Annotated in this window: 17 protein-coding genes; 6 read left to right on the forward strand and 11 right to left on the reverse strand. The window is 62.1% G+C overall.

Annotated features, from left to right (window positions below; all coding sequences use genetic code 11):
• Window positions 1-149 precede the first annotated feature (149 nt).
• From tcyN to MOQ67_RS02355, 4 genes are all read right to left on the reverse strand, one after another.
• Window positions 150-896: an L-cystine ABC transporter ATP-binding protein TcyN gene (tcyN, locus tag MOQ67_RS02340; protein ID WP_046385059.1), complete on the reverse strand. Its 747-nt coding sequence runs from the start codon at window positions 894-896 to the stop codon at window positions 150-152.
• Between the two features lie 3 nt (window positions 897-899).
• Window positions 900-1,565, reverse strand: coding sequence for a cystine ABC transporter permease (tcyL, locus tag MOQ67_RS02345; protein WP_017848588.1), 666 nt, complete (start codon window positions 1,563-1,565; stop codon window positions 900-902).
• Window positions 1,565-2,359, reverse strand: coding sequence for a cystine ABC transporter substrate-binding protein (tcyJ, locus tag MOQ67_RS02350; protein WP_017848587.1), 795 nt, complete (start codon window positions 2,357-2,359; stop codon window positions 1,565-1,567). Before tcyJ ends, tcyL begins: the two co-directional genes overlap by 1 nt.
• 280 nt (window positions 2,360-2,639) lie before the next feature.
• Complete coding sequence (locus tag MOQ67_RS02355) at window positions 2,640-3,635, reverse strand: D-cysteine desulfhydrase (protein ID WP_046385058.1); 996 nt, start codon at window positions 3,633-3,635, stop codon at window positions 2,640-2,642.
• A gap of 166 nt (window positions 3,636-3,801) precedes the next feature.
• On the opposite strand from MOQ67_RS02355, the gene epsC reads away from it, so the two are divergent.
• From epsC to mgrA, 4 genes are all read left to right on the forward strand, one after another.
• Complete coding sequence (gene epsC / locus MOQ67_RS02360) at window positions 3,802-4,728, forward strand: serine O-acetyltransferase EpsC (RefSeq protein WP_046488766.1); 927 nt, start codon at window positions 3,802-3,804, stop codon at window positions 4,726-4,728.
• 1,630 nt (window positions 4,729-6,358) lie between these two features.
• The gene (gene betT, locus MOQ67_RS02365; RefSeq protein ID WP_017848584.1) at window positions 6,359-8,320 is read left to right on the forward strand and encodes a choline transporter BetT; all 1,962 of its coding nucleotides are present in this window, start codon (window positions 6,359-6,361) and stop codon (window positions 8,318-8,320) included.
• Window positions 8,321-8,532: 212 nt separating this feature from the next.
• Window positions 8,533-9,861 carry an OprD family outer membrane porin gene (locus MOQ67_RS02370; protein WP_104904126.1) on the forward strand — a complete coding sequence of 443 codons (1,329 nt, stop codon included), beginning with the start codon at window positions 8,533-8,535 and terminating at the stop codon, window positions 9,859-9,861.
• A gap of 108 nt (window positions 9,862-9,969) precedes the next feature.
• Window positions 9,970-11,007, forward strand: a complete 1,038-nt coding sequence (mgrA, locus tag MOQ67_RS02375; protein WP_017848582.1) for an L-glyceraldehyde 3-phosphate reductase — start codon at window positions 9,970-9,972, stop codon at window positions 11,005-11,007.
• Between the two features lie 143 nt (window positions 11,008-11,150).
• Here mgrA and tauD read toward each other — a convergent pair whose 3' ends face one another.
• The 7 genes from tauD to MOQ67_RS02410 form a co-directional block, all read right to left on the reverse strand.
• Window positions 11,151-11,987 (reverse strand): taurine dioxygenase, encoded by an 837-nt coding sequence (tauD, locus tag MOQ67_RS02380; protein ID WP_079442629.1) that lies wholly within the window; start codon window positions 11,985-11,987, stop codon window positions 11,151-11,153.
• A 14-nt stretch (window positions 11,988-12,001) separates the two neighbouring features.
• Complete coding sequence (gene tauC, locus MOQ67_RS02385) at window positions 12,002-12,838, reverse strand: taurine ABC transporter permease TauC (RefSeq protein ID WP_198718762.1); 837 nt, start codon at window positions 12,836-12,838, stop codon at window positions 12,002-12,004.
• Window positions 12,835-13,614 carry a taurine ABC transporter ATP-binding subunit gene (gene tauB, locus MOQ67_RS02390; protein WP_017848579.1) on the reverse strand — a complete coding sequence of 260 codons (780 nt, stop codon included), beginning with the start codon at window positions 13,612-13,614 and terminating at the stop codon, window positions 12,835-12,837. Before tauB ends, tauC begins: the two co-directional genes overlap by 4 nt.
• Before the next feature lie 16 nt (window positions 13,615-13,630).
• Entirely contained in the window at window positions 13,631-14,608 is a 978-nt protein-coding gene (gene tauA, locus MOQ67_RS02395) for a taurine ABC transporter substrate-binding protein (protein WP_198718761.1), read from the reverse strand.
• Window positions 14,609-14,872: 264 nt separating this feature from the next.
• Complete coding sequence (gshA, locus tag MOQ67_RS02400; RefSeq protein WP_017848577.1) at window positions 14,873-16,456, reverse strand: glutamate--cysteine ligase; 1,584 nt, start codon at window positions 16,454-16,456, stop codon at window positions 14,873-14,875.
• A 214-nt stretch (window positions 16,457-16,670) separates the two neighbouring features.
• Window positions 16,671-17,054 (reverse strand): PaaI family thioesterase, encoded by a 384-nt coding sequence (locus tag MOQ67_RS02405; RefSeq protein WP_017848576.1) that lies wholly within the window; start codon window positions 17,052-17,054, stop codon window positions 16,671-16,673.
• Window positions 17,054-19,378 carry a Tex family protein gene (locus tag MOQ67_RS02410; protein WP_046385051.1) on the reverse strand — a complete coding sequence of 775 codons (2,325 nt, stop codon included), beginning with the start codon at window positions 19,376-19,378 and terminating at the stop codon, window positions 17,054-17,056. Before MOQ67_RS02410 ends, MOQ67_RS02405 begins: the two co-directional genes overlap by 1 nt.
• A gap of 358 nt (window positions 19,379-19,736) precedes the next feature.
• Here MOQ67_RS02410 and ompR point away from each other — a divergent pair, with 358 nt between their 5' ends.
• Together ompR and MOQ67_RS02420 are read left to right on the forward strand one after the other, a co-directional pair.
• On the forward strand, window positions 19,737-20,477 hold the full coding sequence (gene ompR / locus MOQ67_RS02415) for an osmolarity response regulator transcription factor OmpR (protein WP_003213175.1): 741 nt from the start codon (window positions 19,737-19,739) through the stop codon (window positions 20,475-20,477).
• A gap of 117 nt (window positions 20,478-20,594) precedes the next feature.
• Entirely contained in the window at window positions 20,595-21,908 is a 1,314-nt protein-coding gene (locus MOQ67_RS02420; protein WP_017848574.1) for an ATP-binding protein, read from the forward strand.
• Window positions 21,909-21,985: the final 77 nt, after the last annotated feature.

The following is a 21,985-nucleotide window of genomic DNA, read 5'->3' on the forward strand; positions in this document are numbered from 1 at the left end:
AAGGCTAAACGGCGGGTTTGGGACGATTCAGAACGGTCTGACTGGGCGCGGGAATTTCGGGGGTGGCGCAGGGGCTGTTTTACCCAGGCAGGCCGGGCGTGTGCGGGAGCGGGCTCCCCCACACGCGTTGTGCTGCCGGTGGGCGCGCGTCAATGCGCGAGAAACTTGCTCAGGAACTGTTTCGTGCGTTCTTCCCTGGGGTTGGCGAACAACGCCTTGGCCTCGCCTTGCTCCACGATCACCCCTTTGTCGAAGAAGATCACCCGGTTGGCGACATCCCGGGCAAAGCTCATTTCGTGGGTGACGATCACCATGGTGCGGTTTTCTTCGGCCAGGCTGCGAATGGTCGCCAGCACTTCGCCCACCAGTTCCGGGTCGAGGGCCGAGGTGGGTTCGTCGAACAGGATCACCTCCGGCTCCATGGCCAACGCCCGGGCAATCGCCACGCGCTGTTGCTGGCCGCCGGAGAGGCGCCGGGGGTAGGCGTCTTCCTTGCCGGCCAGGCCGACCCGCGCCAACAGCGTGCGGCCCAGGGCGGTCGCGGCCTCGCGGGGCATCTTCTTGACCACGGTCGGGCCTTCGATGACGTTTTCCAGCGCGGTGCGGTGCGGGAACAGGTTGAAGTTCTGGAACACAAAACCCACGTGCTGGCGCAGACGCCGCACCAGGCCCTGTTGCTGGTTGAGCGGTTTGCTGCTGTCGATCTCGATGTCACCGACCTTGATGCGACCGCTGGTGGGGGTTTCGAGGAAGTTCAGGCAGCGCAGGAACGTGGTCTTGCCGGAGCCGCTGGGGCCGATGATGGCGACGACTTCGCCTTCCTTGACCTCCAGGTCGATGCCGTTGAGCACCACCTGGCCGTTGAATTGTTTGGTCAGTTTTTCAACCACGATCATGCTTCAAGACTCCAGGTCATGCCGGTTGACCCGGTCTTCCAGACGATTTTGAAAATGCGCCAGGATGCTTGCCAGGACCCAGTAGATCAGGGCGGCGGACAGATACATGGTGAAGATTTCGAAGGTGCGCGCCGACACCAGTTGCGCCTGGCGGAACAGCTCGGGCACCTGGATGGTGGCCGCCAGCGCGGTGTCCTTGACCAGCGAAATAAAGCTGTTGCCCAGCGGCGGCAACGCGGTACGCATCGCTTGCGGCAGGATGGCCCGGCGCAGGGTCTGCGCGCGGGTCATGCCGATACTGGCCGCGGCTTCCCACTGGCCGCGCTCGATGGACGCGATGGCGGCACGCAGGATTTCACAGGCGTAGGCGGCCATGTTCAGCGAGAAGCCGATCATGGCGGCCGGGATCGGGTCCAGCTCGATGCCCACTTGCGGCAAGCCGTAGTAGATCAGGAACAGTTGCACCAGCAGGGGCGTGCCGCGAAAGAACGACACGTAGACGCGAGCGACGCCGCGCAGCAGCATGAAGCGCGACAGGCGCATCAAGGCCAGGCCGAAGCCCAGCAGCAAGCCGAAAAACATCCCGCCGAGGCTGAGGATTACCGTGAAATACGCGCCCTTGAGCAGAAAGGGCGCGGAGTCCAGCGCGAGTTGGAAACCTGCTTCCATTATTGAGTGACGTCAGCGTTGAAGTACTTCTCGGACAGCTTCTTCAAGGTGCCGTCGGCGCGCAGTTTGTCGAGCGCCTTGTTCACGGCCTCGAGCAATTCCGGCTCGCCTTTGCGCAGGGCAATACCGGCTTCCTGGCGGGAGAAGGCGTCGCCGGCGGCGGCAGTGTCCTTGGCTTTCTTGGCGTATTCGAGTGCGGCGAGGCGGTCGATCAGAATCGCGTCGATGCGGCCGATGCGCAGGTCCTGGAACTTGGTAGGGTCATCGTTGTAGGTCTTGATGATGGCTTTGGGCTGATTGTCCTTGAGCCATTGTTCGTAGTTGGTGCCCAGGCCCACGCCGACTTTCTTGCCGGCCAGGTCGTCGGCGGTCTTGATGGTGTCGACGTTTTTGGCCAGGGTCAGGGCCTGGATACCGGAGACGGTATAAGGCTTGGAAAAGTCGTACTTCTTCTTGCGCTCTTCGGAGATGGTCACTTGGTTGACGACCGCATCCAGGCGCTTGGATTCCAGGGCGGCGAGGATGCCGTCCCATGGCGTGGCCTGCAGTTTGACCTTGACGCCCAGCTCCTTGGCCAGCGCCTCCGACAGCTCGACCTCGAAACCGCTGAGCTTGCCGCTTTCGTCGACAAAGCTGAACGGTGGGTAAGTGCCTTCGAGACCGATCTTGATCTCACCGGCTTTTTTGATGTTGCCCAACTGTTCGCCGGCCACGGCCTGGCCCAACCAACCAGCGCCGAGGGCCAGGCCCAGTGTGCCGACCAGCAATGTGCGACGGAATACAGAAATAGTCATGAAGAGCCCCTGTGTTGTTATGTTGAGCGAAGCAGGTGACGCGGTAGACGTATCCTGCCTTAAAGCGCGTAGCGCGTCTTCGCCTACGGCGCGATGATAAAGCCGGTTTTTAAGACTTGAAAATAATATAAATCTAAATTGATATTCTATTTTTGAACATGCACTCAATCCAATTGTGGGAGGGGGCTTGCCCCCGATAGGGCCGTGTCAGCTTACGCATGTATCACTGACCCACCGCTATCGGGGGCAAGCCCCCTCCCACATGTTGATCCCTGTTTATTCAGTTAAATACGGCGTTGTAAGCAAACAACGCCGGCGCCCCACCGGTATGCAGGAAAATGATCGGGCCATCCTCAAAGCGCTGACGCCCGATACCGTCCAGCAAGCCGGCCATGGCCTTGCCAGTGTAGACCGGGTCGAGCAGCAAGCCTTCCTGGCTCGCCAATAGCTTGACCGCTGAAAGGGTGCCGGCGTTCGGTTCACCATAACGCGGGCCGAAGTATTCGTCCCACAGGATCACCTTGAAGGCCTCGGGGATGTCCACACCGAGCAACGCGGCGGTGCGCTCGGCCAGGCCCTGCACTTTCGGGCGTTGAGCTTCGTCGGTGCGCGACACGGTAACGCCGACGACCGGCAAGTTCGGCAGCACTTCGCTCAACGCCAGGGCCAGGCCACTGTGGGTGCCCGCACTGCCCGAGGCCAAGACCACGGCGGCGAATTCCAGACCGCTGTCTTCGATCTGCGCAGCCAGTTCCAGCCCGGCCCGCACATAACCCAGGGCGCCGAGCGCATTGGAGCCGCCGATGGGCACCAGGTACGGCTTCTTGCCGTTGCTGCGCAGGCGATCGGCGAGGGCGTTGAGCTGGTCGTCGGCGTTGTCGAGGTTCTCTACCAACTCGACCTTGGCGTCGAACAGGTCCAGCAGCAGACGGTTGCCGTTGCCGAGGTAGTTGGGGTCTTCGGTGCCGGTGGGGTTCTCGAGCAGGGCGACGCAGCCCAGGCCCAGCTTGGCGGCCAGCGCGGCGGTCTGGCGCACGTGGTTGGACTGGATGGCCCCGGCGGTCACCAGGGTATCGGCGCCCTGGGCGATGGCATCGGCCGCCAGGTATTCGAGTTTGCGCAGCTTGTTGCCGCCCATGGCCAGCGGTGTGGTGTCGTCGCGCTTGACGTAGATGTCCCTGCCCAGCCAGGTCGACAGCCGCTCGAGTTTTTCCAGGGCAGTGGCGCCGCCCAGCAGTTCCAGGCGGTTAAAACGGTCGAGCTGTTGTTTGATCATGGCTACGCACGGTTGCTAAGTGATGGGGCGACTATAGGCAGGCACTTTTCATCGGGCAACCGCCAATCGTTTATGCTTGATGGTTCTTAGCATCGCACCATTGGTTCTTAAGAGCGGCCGGGGTGCCTATCGTAAAGTGATGGCCATTTTGTCAGGAGTGAATACCGTGAGTGAGCGTTCCAGTCATTGGCAATTACCCACCATTGTCAGCCAACTGCGCAGCGCGCGGGACCAGTGGCGAGCACGCAATGGCCGCATGAGTGGCGAGCATGGCGGTCGCGAGCTGCCTTCGCGCGAGGCCGTGGCGCAGATCCTCGAAGCGCTGTGCGGCGCGCTGTTTCCGATGCGCCTGGGGCCGGTGGACCTGCGTGAGGAAAGTGAAGATTTCTACGTCGGCCATACCCTCGACGTCGCCTTGAATGCCTTGCTCGGCCAAGCGCGCCTGGAACTGCGCTACGCCGCGCGCCAGAGCGGCCAGGATGACTGCGAGGTCGACGCCCGCGCCATCCGCCTGATCCAGGATTTCGCCCTGGCCTTGCCGTCCCTGCGCAGCCTGTTGGACACCGATGTGCTGGCCGCCTACCACGGCGACCCGGCTGCGCGCAGCGTGGATGAAGTGCTGTTGTGCTATCCGGGGATACTGGCGGTGATTCACCATCGCCTGGCCCACCATCTGTACCGCGCCGGCCTGCCGTTGTTGGCGCGCATCAGCGCGGAGATCGCCCACTCGGCCACCGGCATCGACATACACCCCGGCGCGCAGATCGGCCCGAGTTTCTTTATCGACCACGGCACGGGTGTGGTGATTGGCGAAACCGCGATCATCGGCGAGCGCGTGCGTATCTACCAGGCGGTGACGTTGGGCGCCAAGCGCTTCCCGGCGGATGAGGATGGGCAGTTGCAGAAAGGCCATCCACGCCATCCGATCGTCGAGGACGACGTGGTGATCTATGCCGGGGCGACGATCCTCGGGCGGATCACCATCGGCAAGGGCTCGACCATTGGCGGCAACGTGTGGCTGACCCGCAGCGTACCGGTGGGGGCGAACATCACGCAGGCGAATCTGCAGCATGACGACGGCACCCAAAAGTAACGCACGCCCTTAAACATCACACACAAACCTGTGGGAGGGAGCTTGCTCCCGATAGCGGTGGGCCGCTCAATGCATGTGCTGGCTGACCCACCGCAATCGGGGGCAAGCCCCCTCCCACAGGGTGACTGCGTTTCAAATGTGAACCGTGTTTGAGCCTGCAACCGCTGGATGATTTGCCTCGTTCAATCACCTACCCCTCAGCCTTGCGGCCTATCGATCACACAAAACCCTGTGGGAGGGAGCTTGCTCCCGATAGCGGTGGGCCGCTCAATGAATGTGCTGGCTGACCTACCGCAATCGGGGGCAAGCCCCCTCCCACAGGGTGACTGCGTTTCAAATGTGAACCGTGTTTGAGTCGGCAACCGCTGGATGATTTGCCTCGTTCAATCACCTACCCCTCAGTCTTGCGGCCTATCGATCACACAAAACCCTGTGGGAGGGAGCTTGCTCCCGATAGCGGTGGGCCGCTCAATGCCTGTGCTGGCTGACCCACCGCAATCGGGGGCAAGCCCCCTCCCACAGGTTGACTGCGTTTCAAATGTGAACCGTATTTGAGCCTGCAACCGCTGGATGATTTGCCTCGTTCAATCACCTACCCCTCAGCCTTGCGGCCTATCGATCACACAAAACCCTGTGGGAGGGAGCTTGCTCCCGATAGCGGTGGGCCGCTCAATGCATGTGCTGGCTGACCCACCGCAATCGGGGGCAAGCCCCCTCCCACAGGGTGACTGCGTTTCAAATGTGAACCGTATTTGAGCCTGCAACCGCTGGATGATTTGCCTCGTTCAATCACCTACCCCTCAGCCTTGCGGCCTATCGATCACACAAAACCCTGGGGAGGGAGCTTGCTCCCGATAGCGGTGGGCCGCTCAATGCCTGTGCTGGCTGACCCACCGCAATCGGGGGCAAGCCCCCTCCCACAGGTTGACTGCGTTTCAAATGTGAACCGTATTTGAGCCTGCAACCGCTGGATGATTTGCCTCGTTCAATCACCTACCCCTCAGCCTTGCGGCCTATCGATCACACAAAACCCTGTGGGAGGGAGCTTGCTCCCGATAGCGGTGGGCCGCTCAATGCCTGTGCTGGCTGACCCACGCAATCGGGGGCAAGCCCCCTCCCACAGGTTGACTGCGTTTCAAATGTGAACCGTATTTGAGCCTGCAACCGCTGGATGATTTGCCTCGTTCAATCACACCTACCCCTCAGCCTTGCGGCCTATCGATCACACAAAACCCTGTGGGAGGGAGCTTGCTCCCGATAGCGGTGGGCCGCTCAATGCATGTGCTGGCTGACCCACCGCAATCGGGGGCAAGCCCCCTCCCACAGGTTGACTGTATTTCAAATGTGAGCGGTATTTCAGTCGGCAACCGCTGAACGATTTGCCTCGCCCAGGCGTCATACCAGTCCTTGAGCTAGTGTAGGAATCACCTACCACTCAGCCCTGCGATTAGTCCAAAACCGCCTATCCATGTTTAACTTGAACGTTCGTTCAAGTTAAATCGGTGGTTCGCTGCCCGCTCACAACAGGAGGCTTACCTTTGCTGAGTCCGTTATTCACAGTCACATCTCACACCTCAGGGGTGCATCGTTCATGAGTGCATCGACCACCCCACCCAGCGGTCTGGTGCGTATGAATGCGCCCGTGTTCTATTTCGCCGCAAGCTTCATCCTGCTGTTCGGCATCACTGTCATCGCCATCCCGCAACAGGCCGGTGCCTGGCTGTTGGCGGCGCAAAACTGGGCGGCCAATACGGTCGGCTGGTACTACATGCTCGCGATGACTCTGTATCTGGTCTTCGTGGTGGTCACCGCGCTATCGGGCTACGGCAAGATAAAACTCGGTGCCGACCACGACGAGCCCGAGTTCAGTTACCTGTCCTGGGCCGGCATGCTGTTCGCCGCAGGGATCAGCATCACGCTGTTTTTCTTTTGCGTCTCCGAGCCGCTGACGCACCTGGTGCAACCGCCCCAGGGCGCGGCGATGAACGCCGATGCCGCGCGCCAGGCCATGCAGATCCTGTTTCTGCACTGGGGCCTGCATGGCTGGGGCGTGTTCGCCTTTGTCGGCATGGCCCTCGCGTACTTCGCCTACCGGCATAACCTGCCGCTGGCGTTGCGTTCGGCGCTGTACCCGCTGATCGGCAAGCGCATCAACGGCCCGATCGGCTACGCGGTGGACGGCTTCGGCATCATCGCCACGGTGTTCGGCCTCGGTGCCGACATGGGCTTCGGTGTGCTGCACCTCAACGCCGGGTTGGATTACCTGTTTGGCATTGCCCACACCCAGTGGATCCAGGTCGGCCTGATCACCCTGATGATGGGGGCGGCGATCCTGGTGGCGGTGGCTGGCGTGGACAAGGGCGTGCGCGTGATGTCCGACATCAACATGCTGCTGGCCTGTGCGCTGCTGCTGTTCGTGTTGTTCGCCGGGCCCACCCAGCACTTGCTCAACACCCTGATCCAGAACATCGGCGACTACCTCGGCGCACTGCCGACCAAGAGTTTCGACGTCTACGCCTACGACAAGCCGAGCGACTGGCTGGGTGGCTGGACCGTGTTCTACTGGGCCTGGTGGATTGCCTGGTCGCCGTTCGTGGGCCTGTTTATCGCGCGTATTTCCCGTGGCCGCACCATCCGCGAATTCGTGTTTGGCGTGCTGCTGATCCCGCTGGGTTTCACCCTGGCGTGGATGTCGATCTTCGGCAACAGCGCCATCGACCAGGTGCTCAATCACGGGATGACGGCGCTCGGCCAGTCGGCCATCGATGACCCGTCGATGAGCCTCTACCTGCTGCTGGAAACCTACCCGTGGAGCAAGACGGTGATCGCGGTCACGGTGTTTATCAGCTTCGTGTTCTTCGTCACCTCCGCCGACTCCGGCACCGTGGTGCTATCCACGCTGTCATCCAAAGGCGGCAACGCCGATGAAGACGGGCCGAAGTGGCTGCGGGTGTTCTGGGGCGCGATGACCGCGCTGGTGACCAGTGCCTTGCTGTTTGCAGGCAGTATCGATTCGCTGAAATCGGCGGTGGTGCTGACCTCGTTGCCGTTCTCGTTGATCCTGCTGCTGATGATGTGGGGGCTGCACAAAGCCTTCTACCTCGAATCGCAGAAGCAGATCGCCCAACTGCATTCGTTGGCCCCGGTGTCCGCGGCGCGCAAGGGCCGTGGCGGCTGGCGCCAGCGTTTGAGCCAGGCGGTGCATTTCCCGTCGCGCGATGAGGTGTACCGCTTCCTTGAGTCGACGGTACGCCCGGCGATTGAAGAAGTGACCGCCGTGTTCGTCGAGAAGGGCCTGAATGTGGTGACCCAGCCTGACCCGTCCAACGACAGCGTCAGCCTGGAAATCGGCCATGGCGAAGAGCATCCGTTCGTTTATCAGGTACAAATGCGCGGGTACTTCACGCCGTCATTTGCCCGTGGTGGCATGGGTTCCAAGGAGCTCAACAACCGTCGCTACTACCGGGCCGAAGTCCACTTGAGCGAGGGCAGCCAGGACTACGATCTGGTGGGCTATACCAAGGAGCAGGTCATCAACGATATTCTCGACCAGTACGAGCGCCACCTGCAGTTCCTGCACTTGGTGCGTTGATGTTCCAAGCCCTGCTCCCGCGTGGGCAGGGCGCGCTTTACCCCCACGCAAAGCCTCTATTACGGGGCTTTCTTAAACTTAATTTCATGTGCCCCCGCCGCGTTTTGACGCGCAACTGTCATCTAGCCACTGCGTAATTGTGTGAAGCGTTTGACGCTTTCATTTCAGAACAGTGACGGAGACCGGTAACAATGAAGACGTTATTAAGCCCCATGGTCGGTGTCGCCATGGCGAGCTTTATGTTGTCCGCCCATGCCGATTTTATCGATGACAGCCACGCCGATGTGACCCTGCTCAACCGCTATCTCAACCAGCAGGGGCGTGACGTGGTCGGCAGCAACGCCAAGGCCCACAGCGTTCGCGATTGGGGCCAGGGTTTCGAGTTCAACTTCAAGTCCGGCTACACCGAAGGCCCCGTGGGTTTCGGCCTCGACTTGCAGGCGTTCTACGGTTTGAAACTGGACTCCGGCGGCGACCTCAATGACAAGAATCACCAGGGCCGCTACCCCGGCAGCATGTTCCCGCTGGACGACGGTAAATCCGCTGACCAGTTCGGCGTGCTGAGCCCGACGTTCAAAATGCGCTTCGCCAAGGATGAACTGCGGGTCGGTACGCTGTATGGCAACAACCCGGTGCTGGCCAACACCGACGGCCGCCTGTACCAGCAGACCAACACCGGTGTGCAACTGGTCTCCAAGGACCTCAGCGACTTCACCTTCACCGGTGGCGATATCTTCAAGACCAAGATCCGCAATGAAACCGGCGACCAGGGCATGATCACCGCGGGCGGCACCAAGGAAAGCGACCGCTTCCTCTTCGGCGGTGCCGACTACACCGGCTTGCCGGGCACCACCGTCAGCCTGTGGTATTCCAACCTTGAGGATTACTACCAACAATTCTTCCTCGGTGCCAAGCGCCATGACGCGTTGTCGGTCGGTGCGATCGACACCGATGTGCGTATGTTCCGCAGCCTGGGGGTGGGCGGTAACGCCGATGGCGACAAGGATTATGCCGCGGCGGGGGTCTATGGCGATGGCGTGAACAAGGGCCGCATCAACCAGTCCACCGTCAGCCTGTTGGAAAGCTACAGCCTGGAAGGTCATACCGTCGGCCTCGGCATCCAGAAAAACAGCGGCAGCAGCGACTTCCCCTACCTGGATTCCGGCCTGAACAGCGGCGACAGCCGCCAGGGCCCCGGCTCGGGTGCCGACACCCCGGCGCTGACCAACATGCAGTTGAACAAATTCCAGCACGCCGGCGAACGCACCTGGCTGGCGCAATACAAATATGACTTCGGCAAACTGGGCCTCAACGGCCTGACGTTCTCCGCGGCCTATGCCCACGGCGATGACATCCGCACCGCACAGGGCACTACCAGCGAATGGGAACGCAACGTTGCCGTGGCCTACCAAGTGCCGACCGGCACCCTCAAGGGCCTGGGCGTGACCTGGAAAAACGCCCACGCCAGCCCAGACATTACCGGTGCCACCGTGCAGGATGAAAACCGCTTTTATGTCAGCTATGTCGTTCCACTTTGGTAGGAGTTTGCTGTAAAACGGAAAGGCAACGTTAAGCGATTCAGCTGCTTAAAAGGCCTGGGAATAGGCTTATTCCCAGGCCTTATTTGCCCCCGTCCAAGAGAGGATTCGATGACTTATATCGCTGCCGAAAACCGCTACGAATCTATTCCGTATCGCCGCGTCGGCCGCAGTGGCTTGGTGCTGCCGGCACTGTCCCTGGGGCTGTGGCACAACTTTGGCGACAGCACCCCGATCGACACCCAGCGCGCCCTGCTGCGCACCGCGTTCGACCTGGGGATCAACCACTTCGACCTGGCCAACAACTACGGCCCGCCCTATGGCAGCGCCGAGATCAACTTCGGGCGTTTGCTGCGCGAAGACTTCAAGCATTACCGCGACGAATTGATCATCTCCAGCAAGGCCGGTTGGGACATGTGGCCCGGCCCTTATGGCCAGGGCGGCGGTTCGCGCAAATACATCCTGGCGAGCCTGGACCAGAGCCTGCAGCGCCTGGGCGTCGACTATGTGGATATTTTCTACTCGCACCGCTTCGACGCCGACACTCCCCTGGAAGAAACCGCCAGCGCCCTCGCCACCGCTGTGCAGCAAGGCAAGGCGTTGTACATCGGTATTTCTTCCTACTCCGGGGTGAAAACCCGCGAAATCGCCGCCTTGCTCAACGAGTGGAAAGTCCCGCTGCTGATCCATCAGCCGGCCTACAACCTGCTCAACCGCTGGGTGGAAAAAGACCTGCTCGACACCACCGAAGCCCTCGGCGCCGGGGTGATCGCGTTCACGCCGTTGGCCCAGGGGCTGCTGACCGACAAGTACCTCAATGGCGTGCCGGCCGATGCACGGGTCAATCGCCCCGGCGGCGGTTCGTTGCAGGCCAAGCACTTGTCCGAAGCCAACCTCGCTCACGTGCGCGCGCTGAATGAAATCGCCAAGCGCCGTGGCCAAAGCCTGGCCCAACTGGCTCTGGCCTGGACCCTGCGTGACCCACGGGTAACCAGTGCGCTGATCGGCGCGAGCCGGCCGGAGCAGATCATTGAAAACGTCGGGGCGCTGAAGAACTTGAGCTTTACCGCCGAAGAACTGGCGGAGATCGATCGGTTCGCGTTGGAAGGCGGGATCAACTTGTGGGAAAAGCCATCGACGGCTGAATAATCCGGCACGACCCGGTCAATGTGGGAGGGGGCTTGCCCCCGATGGCGGTGGGTCAGTCAGTACATGCATTGACTGATACAGCGCAATCGGGGGCAAGCCCCCTCCCACATTTTGTCTTCAGTGTGGCGACTGTCGTGTTCGGCTCAGAACGGCACATCGCCAAGAATCGTCGCCCGATGCATCACCCGCCGCTGCGGCCGGTAGTCGTCCACCGCGTAATGCTGGGTGACGCGGTTATCCCAGAAGGCCACGTCATTCTCCTGCCAGCGCCAGCGAATCGTGAACTCCGGGCGTGTCGCGTGGGCGAACAGCAGCTTCAAGATCGCCTCGCTTTCCGCCGCTTCCAGCTCGTTGATTCTGGTGGTGAAGCCCTCGCTGACAAACAGCGACTTGCGCCCACTCACCGGGTGGGTGCGTACCACCGGGTGCGACAGCGGCGGGTTCTTCTTGCGGGTTTCTTCCCAGCGCGCCAGGTCTTCGGCAGTGTTGCCAAAGCGCTCCAGCGGGAAGGACTTGGTGAAATCGTGCGTGGCGGTGAGCCCGTCGAGCAGCCTCTTCAGCGGCTCGGATAGGGCCGCATACGCAGCAATCCCGCTGGCCCACAGCGTGTCGCCGCCAAACGCCGGCAGTTGCTTGGCACTCAGCACCGCGCCGAGGGCCGGGGTGGGCAGGAAGGTCACGTCGGTGTGCCAGACGGCGTTGTCGCGCACGTCGGTGACGGCGGTGTCGAGGATCAGCACTTCAGGCTGTTCCGGCACGTTGGGGTAGATCGGATGAATGTGCAGATCGCCGAAGTTCGCCGCGAAGCGTGCTTGTTGCTGCGGGGTGAGCGGCTGGTCGCGGAAAAACACCACCGAATGAGTGAGCAACGCCTGTTCGATGGCGTCGCGCTGTTCGGGGCTCAGCGGTTGAGTGATATCGACGCCACTGATCTGCGCGCCGAGGGCGGTGCTTAATGGGGTAACCGTCAGGCTGCTCATTGGGTTCTCATCACTCAGTGTGCCTGGCCATGCCACGGCACCCATTTACGCTGCAGGGCCCGCAGGCCCATTTCCATGGCGAAGGCGATCAGTGCGATCACCAGAATCCCCAGCACCACGACATCGGTGACCAGGAACTGCGCCGCCGACTGCACCATGAAGCCCAGGCCGCTGGTGGCGGCGATCAGCTCGGCGGCGACCAAGGTCGACCAGCCAACTCCCAGCCCGATACGCACGCCGGTGAGGATGTCGGGCAGCGCGCTCGGCAGGATCACGTGGCGAATCAGCTGGGCGCGCGTGGCCCCCAGCGACTGCGCGGCACGCAGCTTGGTCGGGTCGACGGTACGCACGCCGGTCGCGGTCGCGATGGCAATCGGGGCAAAGATCGCCAGGTAGATCAGCAGCACTTTAGACAGCTCGCCGATGCCGCACCAGATCACGATCAGCGGCAGGTAGGCCAGGGGTGGAATCGGCCGGTAGAACTCGATCAACGGGTCGAGAATGCCCCGCGCGATACGGTTCGAGCCGATGGCAATCCCCACCGGGACCGCGGTTAGCACCGCAAAGCCCAGGCCCAGGCCGATGCGTTCGAGGCTCGCGCCGAGGTGCTGCCACAAGGTGGAATCCATATAGCCCGTGGTCGCCAGCAACCAGCCTTTTTGCAGCACGGCGGACGGTGGCGGCAGGAACAATGGTTCGATCAGGCCGCTGGCGGTCACCGCCCACCAGATCACCAGCAAGGCAACCAGCGTCAACAGGCTGATCCAACGCGTACTCAGGCTGCGCCGCAGCGGGATAACGGTGCGCGCCACCGGCTTGGCGACCGTGGCGGGAAGTTCGTAGCTGCTCATGCGGACACCTGCCGTTGGGAGAACACTTTGCCCAGCACGTGTTCGCGGGTTTCGATAAAGCGCGGGTCGGATTTGATCGCTCGCGCCGACTCGCCGGCCGCATAACGTTGACCGAAATCCAGGTGCAGGCGCTCGACGATCTGACCGGGGTTGGGCGCCAGCAGGATCAGATCGGTGGCAAGGAACACCGCTTCTTCGATGTCATGGGTGATCAGGAACACCGGCTTGGCCGTGCGCCGCCAGACTTGCAGCAGCAGCTCCTGCATCTGTTCGCGGGTGAATGCATCGAGGGCGCCGAAGGGTTCGTCCATCAGCAGTACACGCGGGTCTGCCGCCAGGGCGCGGGCCAGGCCGACGCGTTGCTTCTGGCCGCCGGACAGTTGCCAGATGCGCCGGCTGTCGAAACCGGCCAGGTCCACCAGCGCGAGCATTTCCCGGGCGCGCACTTCGCGTTGCGCCTTGCTCACGCCGGCCAGCTCCAGGCCGAAGCCGACATTGGCCAGCACGTCCTGCCAGGGCAGCAGAGCATCGTCCTGGAACACCACGCCGCGTTCGGCGCTCGGGCCTTTGACTGGCACGCCATCGAGGCTGATGCGCCCGGCAGAGGGCTCGACAAAACCGGCAATCAGGTTCAACAGCGAAGTCTTGCCACTGCCGGACGGGCCGAGGGCCACCAGCAATTGCCGGGGCCCAAGTTCGAGTGAAATATCAGACAGTACCGGTTCTGTGGCGCCTGGGTACCGTGCGCTGATGCGCTCCAGTTGTAGCAAGGCCATCGCGATGAACTCCTGATCAGTGGGTGATGAACTTGGCGCTGATGTAAGGGGCGTAATCCGGCAGCACCGCCTCGACCTTGCCTTGTTCCTTGAGGAATGCCGCGGTATCGGTCACCGCCTTGATGGTCGGCGCGCCCAGCAGCGTCACCTGCTCAGCGGCCAGCGGGTAGACGTTGCCTTGCAGCAGCGCGGGGATGTCGCTGGCCTTGGCCCCGGAGAGTTTCACCAGCTTGTCGACGTTGCTTTTGTCGGCGAGCCAGGCTTGTGGGTCTTTGCGGTACGCGGCGTAGGCATCCAGGATGACTTTGGCGAAAGCGCTGACGATTTCCGGGTGCTTCTCGGCGAAGTCCTTACGCACGATCCACGCGTCGAAGGTCGGCGCGCCGAACGTGGCCAGCTCGCCGGAAGTGATCAGCACCTTGCCGTTTTCCTTGGCCACGCCCAGGGCCGGGTCCCATACGTAGGTGGCGTCGATATCGCCGCGCTTCCAGGCGGCGATGATGGCCGGCGGCGCGAGGTTGAGGATGGTCACTTTCGCCGGGTCGATGTTCCAGTGCTTCAGCGCGGCCAGCAGGCTGTAGTGGCCGGTGGATACGAAGGGCACGGCGACTTTTTTGCCGATCAGGTCCTGCGGGCCGTTGATCCCCGAACCGTTGCGCGCCACCAGGGCTTCAGCGCCGCCGATCTGGGTGGCGACGAGGAAGGTCTGCACCGGCACTTTACGGGTGATGGCGGCGGTCAGCGGGCTGGAACCGAGGTAGCCGATCTGCACATCGCCGGACGCGATGGCGGCGATGATGTCGGAACCGTTGTCGAATTTGCGCCAGTCGATCTTGGCGTTCGTGGCTTTTTCATACGCGCCGTCGGCCTGGGCGACTTTCGCCGGGTCCACGGTGGTCTGGTAGGCGATGGTCACGTCTGCCGCCTGGGCGAACAGGCTGGCACCGGCCAGGGACAATGCCGCCAAGAGGCGGAGAGGGGAGTGCAGTTTCAAGGGGAAGCTCCTCAATCAGGCGGCCGAGTGTCGGCGCGTGAGGAGACTAAATGATCTAAGAATACGAAAATAAATAACTTTTTCGAATTAGCTTATGAGGAGAAGGGTGGGCGGGATTCTTCATCCCAGTGAGGGCAAATGTGGGAGGGGGCTTGCCCCCGATGGTGGTGGGTCAGTCAGTACATGCATTGACTGATACAGCGCCGTCGGGGGCAAGCCCCCTCCCACATGAAGCTCATTTCCCTGGGGGAGTGAGTTCGGTTTTTAGTTGCTGATGGCCAGGATGCTGGCCTGGTACGAGCCGACGAACACATCGAAATCGCCCACTTCGTTCTGCTCCAGCTCCGCCTGTTGCGCCAGCGACTTGCGTGCCAGTTCTTCAAAGTGCGCCTGCTCTTCGGCGGGCAACGGTTCGCTGCGGAAATACTCGGCATGCACCTCGCTCTGGTGCAGGGAGAACTGGGCGAAACTTTCCTTGCGCTCGGCCATCGCGGCCAGCACCTGGGCCGATGGCGTCAGGGACGGGTCGTTGACCTTGGCCAACTGGGCGTCCAGTGCCTGGCGGTGTTCCTCGATGCCGTGGCTCTGATCGAGCAGGGCCGCCAGCGGCGCGATCTGCTCCAGCAGTTCGGTGGCCCATTCCTTCATGTCCACCGCCTGGCCCTTGCGCTGCAGTTGCAGGCCCGGACGCCGGCCTTCCTTGACCACGCTGAGGAAGTTCGAGGTGGCGTTGCCGCACTCGTTGTCGGCGAACAGCGGGCTGTCGTTCATCGCGCAATACAGCAGGAACGCATCGAGGAAGCGCGACTCTTGCAGGTCGATGCCCATCGGCAGGAACGGGTTGATGTCCAGGCAGCGCACTTCGATGTACTGGATGCCACGGGCCATCAGCGCCTGGATCGGCCGCTCGCCGGTGTAGGTCACGCGCTTGGGGCGGATGTTGGAGTAGTACTCGTTTTCGATCTGCAGGATGTTGGTGTTGAGCTGCACCCACTCTCCGTCCTTGTGGGTGCCGACTTCGACATAAGGCGCGTAGGGCGTTGCCACCGCTTCGCGCAGGCTGTCGGTGTAGCTGGCCAAATCGTTGTAGCACGGCGTCAGGCCGGCCTGGGCGTTGCTCTGGTAACCCAGGTCGCTCATGCGCAGGCTGGTGGCATACGGCAGGTACAAGGTGTCGGCATCCAGCACGTCCAACTGGTGCGAACGGCCGCGCAGGAAGCCTGCGTCCAGCGCTGGCGAGGCACCGAACAGGTACATCAGCAGCCAGCTGTTGCGGCGGAAGTTACGGATCAGGGCGATATAGGCGTCGGACTGATAGTCGCGGTCGGTGCCGACGAAGCCTTCGCTTTCCTTGAGCAGCGGCCACAATTTTTCCGGCAGGGAAAAGTTGTAGTGGATGCCGGCAATGCACTGCATGGTCTTGCCGTAACGCAGGGCCAGGCCCTTGCGATACACGTACTTGAGCTGTCCGATATTGGAGGTGCCGTAGTAGGCAATCGGAATGTCTTCCTCGGCCGGCAACGGGCACGGCATCGAGGGGCTCCACAGGTATTCGCTGCCGAGCTTGCTGTAGGCAAAGCGATGGATCTTGTCCAGGCTGCTCAGGGTATCGGCCGGGTTGGGCAGGGCTGGGGTGATGAACTCCAGCAACGATTCCGAGTAGTCGGTGGTGATCTGTTCGTGGGTCAGCGCGGCGCCCAGGGCTTCGGGATGTGGCGTCTGCGCCAGGCGACCTTCATGGGTGACACGCAGGCATTCGCGCTCGATGCCGTGCAAGCAATGCTCCAGCAGGGAGAGGTGTTCGCGCTTGCCGAGCAGGGCCAGGCGGCGGTTGAGAAGTTCGCTCAAGTTGGATTCCTTCACGCGTCAGTCGCCCCAATATGGGGGTGGGCAGGACGGTCTACAAGGGTGAAGTTAAAACTGGCGTGATCGCCTGGTTTTGAGTCGATTTGACCCGCTTTGAAAAAGCCTACATCACTCCATGAATTGGGCTGTAGCGCAGCAAGAAAATTCCGACGCTGTTATCGCAGCGCCGAAATTAACTCAAATCGAGGGCGGGGAGCTATAGGACAGCGAAGGTGCCCTGCGCTTTTGCGACAAGTCTTTCACCCTGGTACACGTCGGCTTCGACCACCAACGTGCGCCGCCCGGGGTGAATCACCCGCGCGGTACACAGCACCTCGCCGTTTTCCACCGCGCGGATGTAGTTGATTTTGCATTCGATGGTCGCGCTCTGCTGGTCGAACCCGTGGGCGCTGGAACAGGCCAGCCCCATGGTGATGTCGACGAGGCTGAAAATCGCCCCGCCATGCAGCTTGCCTGCGCGGTTGCGCAGTTGCGGCTCCAGGCTCAGGGCCACCTCGGCAACGCCCTGCTCCAGGCGTTGCAGGCGGCAGCCGATCAGTTCGCTGAACGCGCTTTGGGTCAAGCCGGCCGGAATCTCCATCAGCGTTTCTTCAACTGTTTGGCGTTGGCGAACAGCGAGGCCATGGCGTTGTTGCTCGGCGCTGCAGTCGCGGTTTCCTTGCGCGGCGCGTTGTTTTGCGACTGGCGCGGCGCCGAGCCTGGGCGGGCGCCACGGGCACCGTCGATTTTCTCGCCGGGGGTGTCGCTCATACGCATCGACAGGCCGACGCGCTTGCGCGGGATGTCGACTTCCATGACCTTGACCTTGACCACGTCACCGGCCTTCACCGCTTCGCGCGGGTCTTTGATGAACTTCTCCGAAAGTGCGGAGATATGCACCAAACCGTCCTGATGCACGCCGATGTCCACAAAGGCGCCGAAGTTGGTCACGTTGGTCACCACGCCTTCGAGGATCATGCCCAGTTGCAGGTCCTTGAGGTCTTCGACGCCGTCCTGGAACTCGGCGGTCTTGAACTCGGGACGCGGGTCGCGCCCGGGTTTTTCCAGCTCTTGCAGGATGTCGGTGATGGTCGGCACGCCGAAGGTCTCGTCGGTGTACTTCTTCGGGTCCAGGCGCTTGAGGAACGCGGCGTCGCCGATCAGCGAGCGGATGTCGCGGTCGGTCTCGGCGGCGATGCGTTGCACCAGCGGGTAGGCTTCCGGGTGGACCGCCGAGGCGTCCAGCGGGTTGTCGCCGTTCATCACACGCAGGAAGCCGGCGGCCTGTTCGAAGGTTTTTTCACCCAGGCGTGCGACTTTTTTCAGCGCGGCGCGGGTCTTGAACGCACCGTTTTCGTCGCGGTGGGTCACGATGTTCTGCGCCAGGGTCGCGTTGAGGCCGGAGATCCGCGCCAGCAGCGCGACGGAGGCGGTGTTCACGTCCACGCCCACGGCGTTCACGCAGTCTTCCACCACCGCATCCAGGCCGCGTGCCAGTTTCAGCTGCGACACATCGTGCTGGTATTGGCCGACGCCGATGGATTTCGGGTCGATTTTCACCAGTTCGGCCAGCGGGTCTTGCAGGCGACGGGCGATGGACACCGCGCCACGGATCGACACGTCGAGGTCCGGGAATTCCTTGGAAGCCAGTTCCGACGCCGAGTACACCGAAGCGCCCGCCTCGGAGACCATGACCTTGGTCATCTTCATGGCCGGGTATTTTTTGATCAGTTCGGCGGCCAGTTTGTCGGTTTCACGGCTGGCGGTGCCGTTGCCGATGGCGATCAGGTCCACCGCGTGCTTGGCGCACAGGGCCGCGAGGATCGCGAGGGTCTGGTCCCACTTGTTGTGGGGCACGTGTGGATACACGGTGGCGTGGTCCAGCAGCTTGCCGGTCGAGTCGACCACGGCGACCTTGCAGCCGGTGCGCAGGCCCGGGTCGAGGCCCAGGGTGGCACGCGGGCCGGCCGGTGCGGCCAGCAGCAGGTCGTGCAGGTTGTGGGCGAAGACGTTGATCGCTTCGGTTTCGGCGCCGTCGCGCAACTCGCCGAGCAGGTCGGTTTCCAGGTGGGTGTAGAGCTTGACCTTCCAGGTCCAGCGCACGACTTCACCGAGCCACTTGTCCGCAGGACGGTTCTGATTCTGGATGCCGAATTGTTGACCGATCATGCCTTCGCACGGGTGCATGGTGCCCGGCAGTTCGTCGCCGACTTTCAGCGCGGAGCTGAGAATACCTTCGTTGCGGCCGCGGAAAATCGCCAGGGCGCGGTGGGACGGCATGCTCTTGAGCGGTTCGTCGTGTTCGAAGTAGTCGCGGAACTTGGCGCCTTCTTCCTCTTTGCCGGCGATCACGCGGGCGCTGAGGATGGCTTCCTGCTTCAGGTAGGTGCGCAGCTTTTCCAGCAGGCTGGCGTCTTCGGCGAAGCGTTCCATCAGGATGTATTTGGCGCCTTCGAGGGCAGCCTTGACGTCGGCGACGCCTTTTTCAGCGTTGATGAAGCGCGCGGCTTCGGTATCCGGGTTCAGCGATGGGTCGTTGAACAGGCCGTCGGCCAGGTCGCCGAGGCCGGCTTCCAGGGCGATCTGGCCCTTGGTGCGGCGCTTCTGTTTGTACGGCAGGTAGAGGTCTTCGAGACGGGTCTTGGTATCGGCGAGTTTGATGTCGCGTTCCAATTGTGGGGTCAGCTTGCCCTGTTCCGCGATGCTGGCGAGGATGCTGATGCGCCGTTCGTCGAGTTCTCGCAGGTAGCGCAGGCGCTCTTCCAGGTGCCGCAGTTGAATGTCGTCGAGGCTGCCGGTCACTTCTTTTCGGTAACGGGCGATGAAGGGCACCGTGGAGCCCTCATCCAGTAGAGCGACGGCCGCTTCGACCTGTTGGGGGCGTACGCCGAGTTCCTCGGCGATGCGGCTGTTGATGCTGTCCATAAAACCACCTGAAATTCTTAAAAGCAGCTCGCAAGCCCGGAAAACAGGGCCCGACGAGGCTGGTTGAGCGGCCCGACTGGCGCCGCTGCCTGGGTCAAGAGGCTGCCTATTGACCCTCGAAATCGTAAAAATCACGACAAGCGGGTGAAAAAAAGCCCGGCAGTAAACGGTAACGATCTGACGTTGCCCTGCACGAAGGCGCCGCATTATAACCAGCGTTCTGTCCTTGGGGGGGGACTGCGCCACAGGTTGTAGGGCGTGGGTTCGCTGGCAGTAGAGGAAAAATCTGCTAACAATGCACACGGTGCGTATAACGGCAGCTAGGCCATAATGCGCGCCGAGATAAGAGGAGCATCCAATGAGCAGCACTGCACAAACTGCTGAAGGCGAAAAAATTCTCATCGTTGATGACGATCCGGGGCTGAGCAGCCTGCTGGAGCGTTTTTTCAACTCCAAGGGTTATCGTGCCCGCGCGGTGCCGAACACCGAGCAGATGGACCGCCTGTTGGGGCGGGAAGTGTTCAACCTGGTCGTGCTCGACCTGATGCTACCCGGCGAAGACGGCCTCACCGCCTGCAAACGCCTGCGCGGCGCGAACAACCAGATACCGATCATCATGCTCACCGCCAAGGGCGATGAGCTGAGCCGCATCAAGGGCCTCGAACTGGGCGCTGATGACTACCTGGCCAAGCCGTTCAACCCGGACGAACTGATGGCGCGGGTCAAGGCCGTATTGCGTCGCCAGGCGGCGCCGGTGCCGGGCGCACCGGGCAGTGAAGACGAAAGCGTCACCTTCGGCGATTACGAACTGTCATTGGCCACCCGTGAGCTCAAGCGTGGCGATGAAGTCCACATGCTCACCACCGGCGAGTTCGCCGTGCTCAAGGCGCTGGTGATGAACGCGCGTCAGCCGCTGACCCGCGACAAACTGATGAACCTGGCCCGTGGTCGGGAATGGGACGCTCTGGAGCGCTCCATCGACGTGCAGATTTCCCGTCTGCGCCGAATGATCGAGCCGGACCCGTCCAAGCCGCGTTATATCCAGACGGTGTGGGGCGTGGGGTATGTGTTTGTGCCGGATGGCACTGCAACCAAGTGACCGATGATTTGCAGGGGCGGGCATCCTGGCGTTTGGCTCCATGAGGGGCGACGGGATGTCCGGCGTCTGCAATTCTGCGAGCGCCGCTCGTTCCTGCAAGGTGTCTAGCTGTCTCCTATGAAAACCCCGCTGTGGTTCCCGCAAAGTTTCTTCTCCCGCACCCTTTGGCTGGTGCTCATCGTCGTTCTGTTTTCCAAGGCGCTCACGCTGGTTTATCTGTTGATGAACGAAGACGTGCTGGTAGATCGGCAATACAGCCACGGTGTCGCCCTGACCTTGCGCGCCTATTGGGCGGCCGACCCCGAGAACCGCGAGAAAATCGCCAAGGCGGCCACACTGGTGCGCGTGGCGGGTGCAGGTGTGCCGGAAGGCGAGCAGCATTGGCCCTACAGTGAGATTTACCAGCGCCAGATGCAGGCGGAATTGGGCGACGACACCGAAGTTCGGCTGCGTATGCATGTGTCACCCGCGCTGTGGGTGCGCGCGCCGAGCCTGGGGGAAGATTGGCTGAAGGTGCCGCTGTATCCGCACCCTTTGCGAGGGCAGAAGATCTGGAATGTACTGGGCTGGTTCCTGGCTATCGGCCTGCTTTCGACGGCGTCTGCGTGGATTTTCGTGCGCCAGCTCAATCAACCGCTTAAACGCCTGGTGTTCGCCGCCCGCCAGCTGGGACAGGGGCGCAGTGTGCGCCTGCCGGTCAGCGACACGCCCAGCGAGATGACCGAGGTCTACAGCGCGTTCAACCAGATGGCCGAGGACGTCGAACAGGCCGGGCGCGAGCGCGAGCTGATGCTTGCGGGCGTGTCCCATGACTTGCGCACGCCATTGACGCGTTTGCGGCTGTCCCTGGAGCTGATGGGCAACCATACCGATCTCACGGACGACATGGTGCGTGATATCGAGGACATGGACGCGATTCTCGACCAGTTCCTGGCCTTTATCCGCGATGGTCGCGACGAGGTGGTGGAAGTCGTCGACCTGACGGACCTGGTGCGCGAGGTGGTAGCGCCCTACAACCAGAATGGCGAGCAGGTGCGGATGCGCCTGGAGCCGATCCAGCCGTTTGCGTTGCGTCGGGTCTCGATGAAGCGCCTGCTGAACAACCTGATCGGCAACGCCTTGCACCACGCCGGTTCGGATGTGGAAGTGGCGGCGTATGTCTCCGGTGACAGTGCTGCGCCCTATGTGGTGCTGAGCGTGATGGATCGCGGGGCCGGTATCGACCCGGCCGAGCTGGAAGGCATCTTCAACCCCTTCACCCGTGGCGACCGTGCTCGGGGTGGCAAGGGCACCGGTTTGGGGCTGGCGATTGTGCGGCGGATTGCCTCGATGCATGGCGGCAATGTTGAGCTGCGCAACCGCGAGGGCGGCGGGCTGGAAGCGCGGGTGCGCTTGCCGTTGGGTTTGATGTTGCCCCGAGACGCGGTGTAGCTGCAGCGGCAAGCTGCACGTTTAGAGCTGCAAGAGAAAAACAAACTGCTTCTGCCCGTCTCTTGCAGCCTGAAGCT

It is taken from the genome of Pseudomonas sp. LY-1, assembly GCF_053502595.1.

Coding starts and splice junctions, on each gene's coding strand:
- betT (WP_017848584.1), top strand. CDS start 6,359: ATGAATGCGCCCGTGTTCTATTTCGCCGCAAGCTTCATCCTGCTGTTC.
- tauD (WP_079442629.1), bottom strand. CDS start 11,987: ATGAGCAGCCTGACGGTTACCCCATTAAGCACCGCCCTCGGCGCGCAG.
- MOQ67_RS02420 (WP_017848574.1), top strand. CDS start 20,595: ATGAAAACCCCGCTGTGGTTCCCGCAAAGTTTCTTCTCCCGCACCCTT.
- ompR (WP_003213175.1), top strand. CDS start 19,737: ATGAGCAGCACTGCACAAACTGCTGAAGGCGAAAAAATTCTCATCGTT.
- mgrA (WP_017848582.1), top strand. CDS start 9,970: ATGACTTATATCGCTGCCGAAAACCGCTACGAATCTATTCCGTATCGC.
- tcyN (WP_046385059.1), bottom strand. CDS start 896: ATGATCGTGGTTGAAAAACTGACCAAACAATTCAACGGCCAGGTGGTG.
- MOQ67_RS02410 (WP_046385051.1), bottom strand. CDS start 19,378: ATGGACAGCATCAACAGCCGCATCGCCGAGGAACTCGGCGTACGCCCC.
- tauC (WP_198718762.1), bottom strand. CDS start 12,838: ATGAGCAGCTACGAACTTCCCGCCACGGTCGCCAAGCCGGTGGCGCGC.
- MOQ67_RS02355 (WP_046385058.1), bottom strand. CDS start 3,635: ATGATCAAACAACAGCTCGACCGTTTTAACCGCCTGGAACTGCTGGGC.
- MOQ67_RS02370 (WP_104904126.1), top strand. CDS start 8,533: ATGGTCGGTGTCGCCATGGCGAGCTTTATGTTGTCCGCCCATGCCGAT.
- tcyL (WP_017848588.1), bottom strand. CDS start 1,565: ATGGAAGCAGGTTTCCAACTCGCGCTGGACTCCGCGCCCTTTCTGCTC.
- tauB (WP_017848579.1), bottom strand. CDS start 13,614: ATGGCCTTGCTACAACTGGAGCGCATCAGCGCACGGTACCCAGGCGCC.
- tcyJ (WP_017848587.1), bottom strand. CDS start 2,359: ATGACTATTTCTGTATTCCGTCGCACATTGCTGGTCGGCACACTGGGC.
- MOQ67_RS02405 (WP_017848576.1), bottom strand. CDS start 17,054: ATGGAGATTCCGGCCGGCTTGACCCAAAGCGCGTTCAGCGAACTGATC.